This window comes from Rossellomorea marisflavi, from assembly GCF_001274775.1.
Lineage (GTDB): Bacteria > Bacillota > Bacilli > Bacillales > Bacillaceae_B > Rossellomorea > Rossellomorea marisflavi.
On record NZ_LGUE01000001.1, the window covers coordinates 139,825 to 154,695 of the forward strand.

Consider the following 14,871-nt stretch of genomic DNA (forward strand, 5'->3'; position numbering starts at 1 on the left):
CCTCCGCTGCGAGGCACTTTGTGGGGGAGAGGAGGCTGTGCTGATTTTTACGTTGTGAGAAGATCGTCCCTGCATGCACCGAGCATGTCCTGTTTCTTTTGATAATGGTATTTGATGGGGAGGGGCCCGTGCCTCTCCGCTACGAGGCACTCTGGTATGAAAAGTTGGGTATCATTCAGGACTTCTTTATTGAGTGAGAGGAAGAGAGCCTTTCTAGTTTCAACAGAATCACTGGTCGATTCACAGAACACTCTCTTTTTGAGAAGGGTGTTTGGTGGTGATGAGTCCGTGCCTCTTCGCTGCGGTCAGCCGCTTTCCACGGGGTGTGCGGTGAGCCTCCTCATGCTTGCGGGGTCTCACCCTGCCCACTTTTCCCGTAGGAGTCGGCTGTCCTCCGCTGCGAGGCACTCTGGTATGAAAAGTTGGGTATCATTCAGGACTTCCTTATTGAGTGAGAGGAAGAGAGCCTTGGTAGTTTTAACAGAATCTCTGGTCGATTCACAGAACACTCTTTTTGAGAAGGGTGTTTGGTGGTGATGAGTCCGTGCCTCTTCGCTGCGGTCAGCCGCTTTCCACGGGGTGTGCGGTGAGCCTCCTCATGCTTGCGGGGTCTCACCCTGCCCACTTTTCCCGTAGGAGTCGGCTGTCCTCCGCTGCGAGGCACTTTGTGGGGGAGAGGAGGATGTGCTAATTTTTACGTTGTGAGAAGAGCGTCCCTGCATGCACCGATCGCGTCCTGTTTCTTTTTGATAATAGTATTTGATGGGGAGGGGTCCGTGCCTCTCCGCTGCGGTCAGCCGCTTTCCACGGGGTGTGCGGTGAGCCTCCTCATACTTGCAGGGTCTCACCTGCCTACTATTCCCGCTGGAGTCGGTCGACCTCCGCTACACTGCACTATTTGATTTGGGATAGGCGAGTGCCATCATAGATGTATTCGAAAGCCATCCAATTTTCTGTTTTGGTTGTAAGTGGGGAAGGGATCGTTCCGTTTCGCTGCGGCCGGCCGCTTTCCTGCGGGGTGGACGGTGAGCCGCTTCGGCTGCGCTTGCAGGGTCTCACCTGCTCACTATTCCCGTAGGAGTCGGCTGTCCTCCGCTGCGAGGCGCTGTGTGGGGAAGAGGGGGAGGTGCTGGTTTTCGGTTTGAGAGGATAGAGGGTTCATCATCCTGTCATGAAGAGGAAGCCCAATTCGGATGTTTCTTACTTCATGTGAATTTGGGTGGTGCAAAAGCTGCTTGAAGCTTGAAATTGTTCTGGATTCCCTTACCATGGCTTCAGTGTACTACTCTACTCACGGATTGCAACCTGAATCATTCTGCTAGATTGGCACTGTCTGCCCACTTACCTTTATATAGCTACAGAGTGAATTGAAGCGGAGGGTGCTTGACTCCAGCGGAAAAGGAGGAGTGGCGAGACCCCGCAGGCACGAGGAGACTCGACGCCCTCCCCGCAGGAAAGCAAGCATCCGGAGCGAAAAGGAACGGTCCCTGTCCCCATCACACAATCATTCAGAACAAAATCCCCACTACACCCTCTTATCTTACGAATCAGCCTTGCCTTTTCTGGAATGAATAGGAATTACCAAAATCCTGCATAGCAAGATATTCGGACTAGTTTACCATCAACGATCCCTCATCAAAACCAAAGAGTGAATTGAAGCGGAGGGTGCTTGACTCCAGCGGAGAAGGAGGAGTGGCGAGACCCCGCAGGCACGAGGAGACTTGACGCCCTCCCCGCAGGAAAGCAAGCACCCGCAGCGAAAAGGAACGGTCCCTGCCTCCATCACACATCCATCGAGAACGAAATCCCCGCTACACCCTCAAATCTTAACGAAGCACTCATGTTATCTCCCCTGTTAACGTGAATAAAAAGTTATCTGCGTAGGGAGATGATAGGACACTAGCCCACCACCAGTAAATCCCTCATCAAAAACCAAAGAGTGAATTGAAGCGGAGGGTGCTTGACTCCAGCGGAAAAGGAGGAGTGGCGAGACCCCGCAGGCACGAGGAGACTTGCCGCCCTCCCCGCAGGAAAGCAAGCGCCCGCAGCGAAAAGAAACGGTCCCTTATCCATTTCACCCCCATCAAGAACGATTTCGGTTGCTTCCACTCATTATTTAAATTTTGGGAAAATAATTAATTTAACATGTAACCGATGTCATTTCAAGCTTTTTCTTGAAATGGGGGTGTGCTAGTGATTAAATGAGGAATTGAGAGATAAAAATTCGTTCATGGAACAAAATAAAAGAAGAGATTCAAACATAAAGGGAGCGATATACCGTGGCAAAAAAAGTCATTGCAATTAACGCTGGAAGTTCTTCCTTGAAATTTCAGCTTTTTGATATGCCGGAAGAAACCGTCATCACAAAAGGACTCGTTGAGCGTATCGGACTGAAGGATTCCGTCTTCACCATTTCTGTAAACGGCGAGAAAAACGAAGAAATCACCGATATCCCGAATCACGAAGTGGCTGTTAAAATGCTTTTGGACAAGCTCACTGGTTTCGGCATCATTTCTTCTCTTGATGAAATCGAAGGAATCGGCCACCGCGTTGTACACGGCGGGGAAGTATTCAATGAATCCGTCCTCATCACCGATGAAGTATTGGAGAAAATCGACGAGCTATCAGAGCTTGCACCCCTTCACAACCCGGCGAACCTGACAGGGATCCAAGCGTTCAGGAACATCCTTCCGAACGTACCGGCTGTTGCTGTGTTCGATACAGCTTTCCATCAGACGATGCCTGAAAGTTCATTCCTGTACAGCCTGCCATATGAGTACTATGAAAAATACGGAATCCGCAAATACGGCTTCCACGGTACATCCCATAAATATATTTCTGAGCGTGCAGCTGAAATGCTCGGTCGCCCGAAAGAGCAGCTTCGCCTGATTTCTTGTCACTTGGGTAACGGAGCAAGCATCGCTGCGATCGAAGGCGGAAAATCCATCGATACATCCATGGGCTTCACTCCACTTGCGGGTGTGGCAATGGGTACACGTTCAGGTAATATCGACCCTGCGTTGATTCCCTTCATTATGGAAAAAACCGATTCAACGGCTGATGAAGTGTTGAACGTCTTGAATAAAAAATCAGGGATCCTTGGTGTATCCGGGTTCTCAAGCGATCTTCGCGACATCCAGGATGGAGTGGAAGCAGGTAACGAGCGTGCTGAGCTTGCTCTTGACGTATTCGCCAACCGCATCCACAAATACATCGGTTCATATGCTTCACGCATGAACGGTGTCGATGCCATCGTCTTCACTGCCGGAATCGGTGAAAACAGCTTGATCGTCCGTGAAAGAGTGCTTAAAGGCCTTGAGTTCATGGGTGTTTATTGGGATCCTGCTCGCAACACGACGCGTGGGGAAGAAACATTCCTAAGCTACCCTCACTCACCGGTCAAAGTCATGGTCATCCCGACCAACGAAGAAGTCATGATCGCCCGTGACGTTCTTGAAAAAGGCGATATCTGATCGCTCACCAGAGCCTTCACCCCAACCGGGTGGAGGCTCTTTATTGTTCAGGGGGACAAAAACGGATTGGAGAAAAAGCAGGAAGACGGGACGGAGGAACGCCGGAATGTGTGAGTGGTGGAGTTGCCGGCTTATTTTCCACCGGTATTTTCAGGCTGATTTCCAAAATGAGTGTGATATACTTAGAACAAATCTAGTTTGTGCGAGGAGTGGATGGTGTGAGCTGGTCTGAAAGAGATCAACAGGTATGGGATTCGATCAAGGCTTGGAAACGTGATTTGTATGATTATGAAGCAAATGATCTGGAGTTTACATATGTGAAATGGCTGGATACGGCTTTTGCGGCGGTCCCAGAAGAGGTCCAGGAATCATTTTTTCAACGCTTGGACGGATGGTTGTTTCAGCTGCACTCCCTGATTCAAGGGTCGCAGATGCAAAACGATGCCAAAGAACGGATTTTGTCCACGGCCAGGACCTTTAACCCTGAAATCCAAGTGGTGGATGATCTTGCAGCGCTGTCCATTGATCAGCTGCATTATATCGCTGAACAGCATGCGGGACGTCATCGCCTCTATTCCCTTGTCCAAGGGGGGATCACCGGCACAGGGGGCTTGGTGGCACTAGGATCTGATCTACCTGCGATGGCCGTCATCAATCTTCGTTCCATCCAGCTGATCGCTGCGTCTTATGGCTGTGACGTGCAGACGCCATTTGAAACCATGACTTCCCTGAAAGTGTTCCACGCGGCCACTTTGCCTGCAAGGCTGCAGGCCGAAGCGTGGGAAGAGCTTCTTCAAGACCTGGAGAGCAGGGGATCAACGTATTTCTTTGATGGTTCGGAACAGCTGACGGATTATACGTGGCTTGAGGGGACACTGAAGCAATCCATGAAGGCACTTGCGATTTCCATGTTCAAAGGCAAGAAATGGTCGGGGCTGCCCCTGATCTCCATGGCAATCGGGGCGGGATCCAATTATCAGCTGTCCCGAAGGATCACGGCATTTGCAGAGAAGTATTATCAGTATCGGTATTTAAGGGAAAAGAAAAGCTAAAATGAAAACGGCGGAGAATGGGATCTCCGCCGTTTTTTCATGCGTGGATTTCTGGATTGGTCCGATACCAGATCCACAGATCGTTGATGGCTGAAGCACGGTCGCTGATCCGTTCATTGATCATGCACGAGCGTTCGAAATCGTCTTCCTCCGATAGTTCGGTCAGGAGGGTTTCGATTTCCACTTCCAGCTCCTTTATGCGATCGGGGATGGTGCCACGGATCTTTTCCCACTCCATCAGGATCTTTTCTTGCTGGTGGGGAGTGTACCCGTTCCAGTCCCGGCTCAGATCAGGCAGTCGGATCTTCAATCGCTCATCTGTTGAAAAGTTGAACATGATGATCCCTCATTTCGTTGATTCATTTCCATCCTACACGAATACACTGACGGATTCTAATAAGAATTTATACAAATTCATGAATAAGTGTTGAATAAATACGCAAAAGGTGCTAATATTAATTCAACTTAAAGAATATTTATTCAATCGAGTAGTTTTATTGGAGGGAATTATGTTGAATCAAAAAGTGGTTTTAGCCTACTCAGGTGGTTTAGATACGTCAGTTGCAGTTCAGTGGTTGAAGGAAAAAGGATACGAAGTCATTGCATGTTGCCTGGATGTCGGGGAAGGGAAAGATCTTGATTTTGTTCAATCGAAAGCACTGAAAGTCGGAGCATCCAAAAGCTATGTGATCGATGCGAAACAAGAATTCGCGGATGAATTTGCCCTGTTGGCCCTGCAAAGCCATGCTCTTTATGAAGGGAAATATCCGTTGGTGTCGGCTCTGTCGAGACCGCTTATCGCCAAAAAACTCGTAGAAATCGCGGAGCAGGAGAATGCAACGGCAGTCGCCCACGGCTGTACGGGTAAAGGGAACGACCAGGTTCGTTTTGAAGTCTCCATTGCAGCATTGAATCCTTCACTTGAGGTTCTTGCACCGGTGCGTGACTGGAAATGGTCAAGGGAAGAGGAGATTGAGTACGCGAAAGAGAAAGGGATTCCGGTTCCAATCAATCTTGACTCCCCGTATTCCATCGACCAGAACCTGTGGGGAAGAAGCAATGAGTGCGGAGTCCTTGAAGATCCTTGGGCAGCACCGCCTGAAGATGCCTATGATCTGACCGTGAGCATCGAAGAAGCGCCGGATACAGCCGATACGGTTGAAATCACGTTCGATAAAGGGGTTCCGGTCGCATTGGATTCTGTTCCTTATCCGCTTCACGAGCTTATTGCCAAGCTGAATGTCCTTGGAGGCAAGCACGGTGTCGGACGAATCGACCATGTGGAAAATCGCCTGATCGGAATCAAGTCCCGCGAGGTCTATGAATGCCCGGCTGCGATCACGTTGCTGAAAGCACATAAAGAGCTGGAAGATCTGACCCTTGTGAAGGAACTTGCTCATTATAAGCCGGTCATCGAGAAGAAAATGACCGAATTGATCTATGAAGGACTATGGTTCTCACCATTGAATAAAGCCTTGAAGGCCTTCCTCGATGAATCCCAGCAGTTCGTGAACGGGACGGTCCGTGTGAAATTGTTCAAAGGCCATGCCATCGTAGAAGGAAGAATGTCTCCGAATTCCCTATATGACGAAAACCTTGCAACATATACGAAAGCCGATCAATTCGACCACGATGCCGCTGTCGGATTCATCAAGCTCTGGGGTCTTCCGACGAAGGTATCATCCATGGTGAATAAACCGGCTAAGGAAAAGGTCTCTCTATGATGAAATTATGGGGAGGACGTTTTACAAAGAAACCTGAAGAGTGGGTGGATGAATTCAATGCATCCATTTCATTCGACCAGGAACTGGTCATGGAGGACATCGAGGGAAGCAAGGCCCATGTCACCATGCTGAAAAAATGCGGGATCCTGTCGGCTGAAGAAGCCGACCAGATCCTTGGGGGATTGAATGAACTGGAGGATAAGGCTGCAGAAGGCAGCCTTTCGTTCTCCACGCAGTATGAGGACATCCACCTGAATCTGGAGAAACTCCTGATCGATACGGTCGGCGAGGTGGGAGGGAAGCTCCACACCGGGAGAAGCCGGAACGACCAGATCGCAACCGATATGCATCTCTTCCTTAAGAAAAGGGTGGAGGAGGTTATCGGGCTGATCGAAGAATTCCAGGGAGCCATCGTGAAGCAGGCTGAGGATCATATCGAGACGATGATTCCGGGGTACACCCATCTGCAGCGTGCCCAGCCGATTTCATTCGCCCACCATCTGATGACGTACTATTGGATGCTTGATCGTGATAAGGATCGCCTGAAGGATTCAATGAAACGCATTGATCTGTCCCCTCTTGGAGCAGGGGCGCTGGCCGGGACAACCTTCCCTATCGACCGGGCTTACTCGGCCGAACTCCTTGGGTTCAGCGGAGTATACGAAAACAGCCTGGATGCTGTGAGTGATCGGGATTTCATCTTGGAGTTCCTAAGCAACAGTGCAATCCTCATGACACATCTTTCACGCCTGGCAGAAGAGTTCATCCTGTGGTCTACGGAGGAGTTCCACTTCATCGAGCTTGATGACAGCTTCACGACGGGAAGCAGCATCATGCCTCAAAAGAAAAATCCGGATATGGCTGAGCTTGTCCGCGGAAAGACGGGAAGGGTGAACGGAAACCTAGTATCGCTCCTTACCGTGTTGAAAGGGTTGCCTCTTGCCTACAATAAAGACATGCAGGAAGATAAGGAGGGGATGTTCGATACGGTCAAGACGGTGATCGGCTCCTTGAAGATCTTTACGGGCATGATGGACACGATGAAGGTGAATAAAGACGTGATGGAAGAAGCGGTTGGGACCGATTTCTCCAACGCGACCGAACTGGCCGATTACCTCGCAGCCAAAGGCATGCCGTTCCGTAAGGCCCACGAAGTCGTAGGGAAGCTTGTGCTTCATTGTATCGAACAGGGCTATTACCTGAAGGATGTGACGCTTGCCACGTATCAACAGCATTCCGAACTGATCGAAAGCGACATTTATGACATCATCGCCCCTTCTGCAGCCGTGAAGCGCAGAAATTCATATGGCGGTACCGGCTTTGAGCAGGTGAAGATCCAGATTGAAAAAGCCAAGGGTGCGTTGGTGACGAAATAAAGAAATCCCCCTGAGACGATTCAGGGGGATTTTGTATGTGTTACTCTTCTTCATCGGGCTCTTCGGTCCGGACCACCAGGACGTCGCACTTCGCGGCCCTCGTGACGTGTTCGGAAACGCTGCCGATCAGGAAACGTTCCACAGCGTTAAGGCCGGTCGCCCCGCAGATAATAAGATCTTTTCCTTTTTCGGAGGCTTTTTTCGGTATGACAACTTTCGGGGATCCGTATTCTACATACGTGTGGATCTTGGTAAGGCCGCATCGTTCCGCATTGGCTTTATATTCTCCAAGCAACTCTTCTGCATATTTGATGGCCCGTTCCCCGATGGTATGATCATAGGAGTCGATGGCGGCATAAGACCGAGTGTCGATGACGTGGAGCAGTGAAAGGACAGCATCATTCCTCTTGGCAATGGCAATTCCTTTTTTGAAGGCCCATTCCGCTTCTTTTGATCCATCTACAGCCACTAGAATATCACGATATTTTAAACCCATCTTCAACCCCTCCTTTTCTTTATCATACTATATTTTCCCACGTATTTCTGTAGCGAATTTTCAAACAATAAGGTGGAATATCCTACGAATGGAGGAGGGACCATCTTGAAAAAGGATGAAAGCAAGCAGCTCACGTATGATGAAGGAGCGAGCGAACAGGTAAGCCAGCAGATCATGGATTCGTACACGAGCGGCGTTGTCGGTACTGAGGACGGACGCTATGATGCCGAGGAAAAGAAAGAGGATTGACAGTAGTCTCGATCACCCTGCTTGATGGGTGATCGAGGCTTTTTCTTTTTGGATCCGATTCACGAAAAAGTAGAGAGCCCCAGTGAAAAAGAACGACAGGAAGCCCGGTGACAGGTAATCGGGAAGGAGTGCATACAGGGCGATGCCTACGACCATCACGTAAATGGCTGTCTTGTTCGTTCCCGTCGTACCTGCAGCGAGGTGGGCGAGGTCATGCTCGTGAAGGCGTCCCTTCCTGAGAAGAAGGAAGTCGCTGACAATGATGGCCGATAAGGGTACCACCAGCATGCCGAGAAGGGAAATGAACCCTTCTGCCCCATAGACGAGCTGGGGGAACAAGCTGAGGATGACACCGGCGATGGAGAAGAGGAGGGCGCTCTGGATCCTGCTCAGATGAGGAAGGGCATTGAGCAGACTGTAGCCTCCTGTATATGCATTGCTCAGATTGATGGAAATCATGGAGACCAGGGCCGAGATGGTGATGATCGATAGAAGGAACGCGGATGAGGTGAGTTCACCGGCTGTCACGAAGGGATTCAATCCCTTGTAAAGGCTGGCACATATCCCACCAAGCAAGGCTGTCATGATGAACCCGGTCATGTTTCCTCCTAGGACGCCCCAGAATCCCTGATGTGGACTCACGCTATATCGGGTCATATCGGATGCCGCGCTCACACCGGAAATATACTGGACGAAGGCAAGGCTTCCGTAAAAGAAGAAGGCACCTGTCGAGAATGTACCATGTTGAACGATACCACCTTGGTCTCCTGTAAGGAACAGGGCCAACAAGATGAATTGGCCGGCAATCAGGATAGGGATGAACCATTTGGAGGCACGTTTGACTGCTTCGAAGCCTACAAGGGCCAAAGCGGTCATCAAGAGGGCGAGGCCGAGTGCCACAGGGATGAACGGGATGGAGGCACCGGTCAATTTCTTGATCATGGAGGTGACGACCAACGTCCCGCCGATTGTCTGTACGCTGAACCAATAGAGGGATGTAAGGGTACGGACCGGTGAAGCGACCCTCATGGAAAGCTTTTTACCCAGGACGGAACGGAGGACATACTGAGCAGGCAGCCCGTATCGAGAACCGGGAAGGGACAGCATGGATACGCAAAAGAAGGCCAGGAAGGCACCTGATACCGTCGAAAGGAATGCTGCATAAAAGGGCAGGCCGCCTTGGACGACGGCAAGTGCCGGGACAAGGAAGTTCCCAGAATTGACGGAGAACGCGAGCTGGATGATGAAGTACTCTTTCCAAGAGGTAGTCTTTTTATCTTGAGGGATGGATTCAAGGCCGAATCGTTCGATCATGGACGTTTTCATTTTCACATAAACTCCTTTATCTTTGGCGACACTGAACATATCTTATTGTAATGATTTCTGAGAGGAAACAGAAGCGTTTTCGTTGAATACCTTGGAGTATGGATCGACGCTTCCGTGTTCATCAGGAAAGAAGGAGGAAGGATTATGCAGATCGGCATACCGAAAGAGATCAAAAATAATGAAAACAGGGTGGCCATGACTCCTGCCGGTGTCGTGAACCTGGTGGTGAATGGTCATGAGGTGTTCATCGAATCGGGCGCAGGCAACGGGTCGGGATTTTCCGATGAAGATTATGTTAAGGCCGGTGGGAAGATCGTGGGCGGTGCAGAAGAAGCGTGGGCAAAAGAGATGGTGATGAAGGTGAAGGAACCACTGCCAGAAGAATACGGGTTTTTCCGTGAGGGGCTGATCCTGTTTACATACCTCCATCTTGCACCCGAGCCAGCGTTGACGAAAGCCTTGATTGATAACAAGGTGGTGGGGATTGCCTATGAGACCGTCGAGGTGAACCGTTCCCTGCCCCTTCTCACTCCGATGAGTGAAGTGGCTGGAAGGATGGCGACCCAGATCGGTGCCCAGTTCCTTGAGAAGATCCACGGCGGGAAAGGGGTCCTTCTTTCCGGGGTCCCGGGAGTGAGTCGAAGCAAGGTGACGATCATCGGGGGTGGAGTGGCCGGTACGAACGCTGCCAAGATGGCTGTCGGTCTCGGTGCCGACGTCACCATACTCGATCTCAGCCCGGAGCGGTTGAGGCAGCTTGATGATATTTTTGGCCGTGATGTCACCACCCTCATGAGCAACCCTTTGAATATCGAGCATGCCGTGAAGGAATCGGATCTGGTGATCGGAGCGGTGCTCATACCGGGGGCAAAAGCCCCGAAGCTCGTGACCGAAGAGATGATCCGGTCCATGAACCCCGGCTCGGTCGTTGTGGATATCGCCATCGATCAAGGTGGGATCTTCGAGACGACGGATAGGATCACGACCCATGATCAACCGACCTATGTGAAGCACGGAGTCGTCCATTATGCGGTAGCCAATATGCCGGGTGCAGTACCCCGTACATCTACGATCGCCCTGACCAATGTGACCGTACCCTATGCCCTGCTCATTGCCAATAAGGGCTATAAGAAAGCCTGCATGGATCATGAGCCTCTGTTGAAAGGAATCAATACATTGAACGGCTATGTGACCTACAAAGCGGTTGCGGAGGCACATGATCTCGACTATTCCGATACCCTCACCCAGCTGAAACAAATGTGAGCACCCCGTTTTCCCTACCGACAAAAAGGGTATATTCTTATAGATAGACTACCGAAAGTGAGGAGAAAAAATGAATATATCGTATCACGGCCACTCTGTGGTGAAAATCGAAACGAATGGCAAGACGATCCTTGTCGATCCCTTTATCACCGGGAACGAATTGACCGATTTGAAAGCGGAGGACGTCCAAACGGATGTAATCATTCTGACGCACGGTCATAATGACCACGTAGGGGATACGGTGGAAATCGCCAAACGGAATGACGCCCTCGTCATCGCACCGAATGAGCTCGCAAACTATCTCGGGTGGCAGGGACTCAATACGCACCCGATGGCGATCGGTGGAGCCCGTGAATTCGATTTCGGGACAGTGAAGTTCACCCAGGCCTTCCACAGCTCGAGCTATACAACGGAAGATAATCAGATCATCTACACCGGCATGCCGGCAGGATTCTTACTCATGGCAGAAGGAAAGACGATTTATCACGCAGGGGATACGGGATTATTCTCTGATATGAAACTCATCGGTGAACAGCACCCGATCGATCTTGCCTTCCTTCCGATCGGTGATAACTTCACGATGGGACCGGAGGATGCCGCCCTTGCCGCAACCTTCCTGAAGGCGAAGGAAGTCGTCCCGGTCCATTACGATACCTTCCCGCCGATCAAGCAGGATCCTCAAAAATTCGTGGACATGCTTGAGGGAGCCAAAGGTCGTGTCATGACCGCGGGCGATACGTTAGAACTGTAAGAAAATGATGGTGCCGGAACCGGCATCATCATTTTTTATATCATAAGACTTCTTCATCCTGGGACAACTTTCCCGAGATCCTTGCATATAGATGGGGTAAGCAGGAAGGAGTGGGATGAATGAAAAAGCAGCGATACGTCCTTTGTCTATTGATGACGGGGGTTTTACTCTATTATGCAGTACCGAGGCTGTCGATTTTTGCAGAGGGACTGGAAGGGTGGTTCTCCCTTTCGTGGCTGATCCTTGCCATGTTCGTCCTTGCGGGGAACTTCGCAGCCGTGCTTTATACGCCGAAGAAAGGAAAGAAGGGCACGAAGCAACCGGAGAGGAAGCGCGTACTCGGTCGATGACGGAAGGGGGAGTCGGGTATTCGATTCCCCCTGAGATTGAAACGGAGGGGTCTTCACCTTATAATATGAATAGGACGATATAAAGAAGGGTGAACGAGTTGGCTACTAAACATGAACAGATACTAGAGTATATCGATACCCTCCCGGTCGGGGAAAAGATTTCCGTCCGTCAGATCGCCAAAGCCCTCAATGTCAGTGAAGGAACGGCATACCGCGCCATCAAGGATGCGGAAACAAAAGGCTATGTGAGTACGATTGAACGTGTAGGGACCATCAGGATCGAACAGAAGAAGAAAGAGAACATCGAGAAGCTGACCTATGCAGAGGTGGTCAATATCATTGACGGCCAAGTGCTGGGCGGGAAGACCGGCTTACATAAAATGCTGAACAAATTCGTCATCGGGGCCATGAAACTGGAAGCCATGATGCGCTATACCGAAGCCGGGAACCTCTTGATCATCGGGAACCGTTCACAGGCGCAGGAGCATGCGCTCAGGGCAGGGGCGGCCGTATTGATCACGGGAGGATTCGACGCAGAAGATCATGTGAAGCGACTGGCTGATGAGTTGGAACTTCCGATCATTTCGACGTCCTATGATACTTTCACTGTCGCCACGATGATCAACCGGGCCATCTTTGATCAGCTCATCAAGAAGGAAATCATCTTTGTGGAGGATATCCTGACCCCCATAGAGGACACGGTCCATCTCCATATCGATGATACGCTGGAAGAATGGTATGAAAAGAACCAGTACACCTTCCACAGCCGCTTCCCCGTCGTCGACGGGAACCGGAAGGTCATCGGGATGGTTACGTCAAAAGACGTGATGGGGCAGGAAAAGCATATGGGGATCGACAAGATCATGACCCGCCACCCCATCACGGTCAATGGCAATACGAGCGTGGCTTCGGCCGCCCATATCATGATCTGGGAAGGGATCGAAGTGCTGCCTGTGGTGAATGAACACCACAAGCTCATGGGCATCGTCAGCCGTCAGGATGTACTGAAGGCCCTTCAAATGATCCAGCGTCAGCCTCAAGTCGGGGAGACCATCGAAGATATCATCACCAACGGGGTACAAGCTGCATCGGAGCGCAAAGGGGAAAAAGAAACCTACCAGTTCGCCGTCACGCCCCAGATGACGACGGGGATCGGAACGATTTCGTACGGAGTCTTCACCACCCTGATGACAGAGGCGGCCAATCGTGCCCTCAAACCGTATAAAAAAGGGGATATCGTCATCGAGAATATGACGATCTACTTCATCAAGCCCGTTCAGATGGAAAGCATCCTTGATATCCATCCGAAGGTACTCGATGTAGGGAGGAAATTCGGGAAAGTGGATGTGGAGGTCTACCACGACGGAGTGCTTGTCGGTAAGTCCCTGATGATCTGTCAGCTCATCGATCGCCACTGATTTGCACGAAAAGGGCCCACCGGATGCCGGCAGGCCCAAAGGATTCACTGATTCAATTCTTCCGCTTCGCGCTGAGCATAGGGTAGGACATGTTTATAGTAGCGGAATCCCATCCATAAACTGCCGGTTCCGATGAGGATGAAAAAGATCCCCACTACATACGTGACCGTGCCGGAGAACAGGATGAGCTGATTGATGCCGAAAAGGGCCACGAACAAGCCGAGTGCCATACTGGACTTAGCGGACAGCCATTTTTTCTCCATGGGCCGCTTTGTCCTTACCTGTTTCACCTTATAGAAGAGATAGAAGGAAAACGCTAACACAACAAAAAATGCGAAGAAATACATGATGGACAACCCCCGTTCAAGTTTCTCGCTCTTATTTTACAGATAATTCCCGCCATTGCCAATATAAATCACAAAGGAGATTTCCATGAAAGATCAAATCCTGAATCTTATCAAGCAATATGAAACCATCATCGTCCACCGCCATGTGAGGCCAGACCCGGATGCCTACGGATCACAGGGAGGCCTGGTGGAAATCCTCAAAGCTTCTTTTCCGGATAAAAAGATCTTTGCCGTCGGTGAAGAAGAGCCGACGCTTCATTATCTGAACCGCCTCGATGTGATCGAGGATCATGTGTATGAAGGAGCCCTAGTCATCGTCTGTGACACGGCCAACGCCGAACGGATCTGCGACCTCCGTTACAGTCTCGGTGATCAGCTCGTCAAGATCGACCATCACCCGAACGAGGACCCATATGGAGATCTCCTTTGGGTTGACACGAGTGCGAGCTCGGTCAGTGAGATGATCTATGATTTTTATGAATTCGGGAAGGACAAAGGACTGACCCTCCCGGATACGGCAGCCCGTTTATTATTTGCAGGGATCGTCGGGGATACGGGACGCTTCCTCTATCCGAGTACGACCCAAAAGACATTTGATATCGCAGGTGAACTCATACGCAAGGATTTCGACCGGAATGACCTGTTCAATAAAATGTACGAAGTCGATGCCAACGTGGTGAAATTGCATGGATATGTGCTCCAGAACTTCGAAATGGACGAGCTGGGATGCGGGAACATGATCATGACGAAGGAAATCCTCGAGGAATTCGATGTCGTGCCATCCGAGGCATCACTCCTTGTCAGCGTGCTAGGGAACATTAAAGGAATGAAGGCGTGGGTATTCTTCATAGAAGAGGATGACCAGATCAGGGTCAGGCTCCGCTCCAAGGGCCCGGTCATCAATACGGTGGCGAAGAAATACAACGGAGGCGGTCATCCGCTGGCGGCAGGGGCGTCCATTCATTCGTGGGAACAAAAGGACCATGTCATGGAGGACCTTCGGAACGTGTGCAGGGAATCTTGATGCAAAGAGATTGGGACAAAAC

The 14,871-nt window shown here is 50.6% G+C and carries 14 protein-coding genes; 10 read left to right on the forward strand and 4 right to left on the reverse strand.

Features of this window, described 5'->3' with window-relative positions:
• Window positions 1-2,279: 2,279 nt before the first annotated feature.
• Entirely contained in the window at window positions 2,280-3,473 is a 1,194-nt protein-coding gene (locus AF331_RS00720) for an acetate kinase (protein ID WP_079516619.1), read from the forward strand.
• Window positions 3,474-3,691: 218 nt separating this feature from the next.
• Entirely contained in the window at window positions 3,692-4,525 is an 834-nt protein-coding gene (locus AF331_RS00725; RefSeq protein WP_053426341.1) for an EcsC family protein, read from the forward strand.
• 37 nt (window positions 4,526-4,562) lie between these two features.
• On the opposite strand, the gene AF331_RS00730 is transcribed toward AF331_RS00725, so the two are convergent.
• Entirely contained in the window at window positions 4,563-4,862 is a 300-nt protein-coding gene (locus AF331_RS00730) for a hypothetical protein (protein WP_053426342.1), read from the reverse strand.
• A gap of 172 nt (window positions 4,863-5,034) precedes the next feature.
• Here AF331_RS00730 and AF331_RS00735 point away from each other — a divergent pair, with 172 nt between their 5' ends.
• Together AF331_RS00735 and argH are read left to right on the forward strand one after the other, a co-directional pair.
• The gene (locus tag AF331_RS00735) at window positions 5,035-6,249 is read left to right on the forward strand and encodes an argininosuccinate synthase (protein ID WP_053426343.1); all 1,215 of its coding nucleotides are present in this window, start codon (window positions 5,035-5,037) and stop codon (window positions 6,247-6,249) included.
• Window positions 6,246-7,625, forward strand: coding sequence for an argininosuccinate lyase (argH, locus tag AF331_RS00740; RefSeq protein WP_053426344.1), 1,380 nt, complete (start codon window positions 6,246-6,248; stop codon window positions 7,623-7,625). Before AF331_RS00735 ends, argH begins: the two co-directional genes overlap by 4 nt.
• Window positions 7,626-7,665: 40 nt before the next feature.
• On the opposite strand, the gene AF331_RS00745 is transcribed toward argH, so the two are convergent.
• A complete protein-coding gene (locus tag AF331_RS00745; RefSeq protein ID WP_053426345.1) occupies window positions 7,666-8,121 on the reverse strand; it encodes a universal stress protein in 456 nt (151 codons plus the stop codon).
• A 105-nt stretch (window positions 8,122-8,226) separates the two neighbouring features.
• Here AF331_RS00745 and AF331_RS22255 point away from each other — a divergent pair, with 105 nt between their 5' ends.
• Entirely contained in the window at window positions 8,227-8,370 is a 144-nt protein-coding gene (locus AF331_RS22255; protein WP_160316469.1) for a hypothetical protein, read from the forward strand.
• A 12-nt stretch (window positions 8,371-8,382) separates the two neighbouring features.
• Here AF331_RS22255 and AF331_RS00750 read toward each other — a convergent pair whose 3' ends face one another.
• Window positions 8,383-9,696: a purine-cytosine permease family protein gene (locus AF331_RS00750; RefSeq protein WP_235576299.1), complete on the reverse strand. Its 1,314-nt coding sequence runs from the start codon at window positions 9,694-9,696 to the stop codon at window positions 8,383-8,385.
• Window positions 9,697-9,840: 144 nt separating this feature from the next.
• Between AF331_RS00750 and ald the strand changes: the two genes are divergently transcribed.
• The 4 genes from ald to AF331_RS00770 all read left to right on the forward strand — a co-directional run bounded on the left by ald (window position 9,841) and on the right by AF331_RS00770 (window position 13,478).
• Window positions 9,841-10,959: an alanine dehydrogenase gene (ald, locus tag AF331_RS00755; RefSeq protein WP_053426347.1), complete on the forward strand. Its 1,119-nt coding sequence runs from the start codon at window positions 9,841-9,843 to the stop codon at window positions 10,957-10,959.
• Window positions 10,960-11,029: 70 nt separating this feature from the next.
• The gene (locus tag AF331_RS00760; protein WP_053426348.1) at window positions 11,030-11,710 is read left to right on the forward strand and encodes a metal-dependent hydrolase; all 681 of its coding nucleotides are present in this window, start codon (window positions 11,030-11,032) and stop codon (window positions 11,708-11,710) included.
• A gap of 119 nt (window positions 11,711-11,829) precedes the next feature.
• A complete protein-coding gene (locus tag AF331_RS00765; RefSeq protein WP_053426349.1) occupies window positions 11,830-12,060 on the forward strand; it encodes a hypothetical protein in 231 nt (76 codons plus the stop codon).
• Window positions 12,061-12,158: 98 nt separating this feature from the next.
• Window positions 12,159-13,478, forward strand: a complete 1,320-nt coding sequence (locus AF331_RS00770; protein ID WP_053426350.1) for a DRTGG domain-containing protein — start codon at window positions 12,159-12,161, stop codon at window positions 13,476-13,478.
• Between the two features lie 44 nt (window positions 13,479-13,522).
• Here the strand turns inward: AF331_RS00770 and AF331_RS00775 are convergent, their stop codons facing one another.
• On the reverse strand, window positions 13,523-13,825 hold the full coding sequence (locus AF331_RS00775) for a YtpI family protein (protein ID WP_048006345.1): 303 nt from the start codon (window positions 13,823-13,825) through the stop codon (window positions 13,523-13,525).
• Between the two features lie 85 nt (window positions 13,826-13,910).
• Between AF331_RS00775 and AF331_RS00780 the strand changes: the two genes are divergently transcribed.
• Window positions 13,911-14,849 carry a DHH family phosphoesterase gene (locus AF331_RS00780; RefSeq protein ID WP_053426351.1) on the forward strand — a complete coding sequence of 313 codons (939 nt, stop codon included), beginning with the start codon at window positions 13,911-13,913 and terminating at the stop codon, window positions 14,847-14,849.
• Window positions 14,850-14,871: the final 22 nt, after the last annotated feature.

Excerpts from the sequence above, each read along its gene's own strand:
- AF331_RS00730 (WP_053426342.1), bottom strand. The coding sequence starts at position 4,862 with ATGTTCAACTTTTCAACAGATGAGCGATTGAAGATCCGACTGCCTGAT.
- AF331_RS00735 (WP_053426343.1), top strand. The coding sequence starts at position 5,035 with ATGTTGAATCAAAAAGTGGTTTTAGCCTACTCAGGTGGTTTAGATACG.
- argH (WP_053426344.1), top strand. The coding sequence starts at position 6,246 with ATGATGAAATTATGGGGAGGACGTTTTACAAAGAAACCTGAAGAGTGG.
- AF331_RS00745 (WP_053426345.1), bottom strand. The coding sequence starts at position 8,121 with ATGGGTTTAAAATATCGTGATATTCTAGTGGCTGTAGATGGATCAAAA.
- AF331_RS00750 (WP_235576299.1), bottom strand. The coding sequence starts at position 9,696 with ATGAAAACGTCCATGATCGAACGATTCGGCCTTGAATCCATCCCTCAA.
- ald (WP_053426347.1), top strand. The coding sequence starts at position 9,841 with ATGCAGATCGGCATACCGAAAGAGATCAAAAATAATGAAAACAGGGTG.
- AF331_RS00760 (WP_053426348.1), top strand. The coding sequence starts at position 11,030 with ATGAATATATCGTATCACGGCCACTCTGTGGTGAAAATCGAAACGAAT.
- AF331_RS00765 (WP_053426349.1), top strand. The coding sequence starts at position 11,830 with ATGAAAAAGCAGCGATACGTCCTTTGTCTATTGATGACGGGGGTTTTA.
- AF331_RS00775 (WP_048006345.1), bottom strand. The coding sequence starts at position 13,825 with ATGTATTTCTTCGCATTTTTTGTTGTGTTAGCGTTTTCCTTCTATCTC.
- AF331_RS00780 (WP_053426351.1), top strand. The coding sequence starts at position 13,911 with ATGAAAGATCAAATCCTGAATCTTATCAAGCAATATGAAACCATCATC.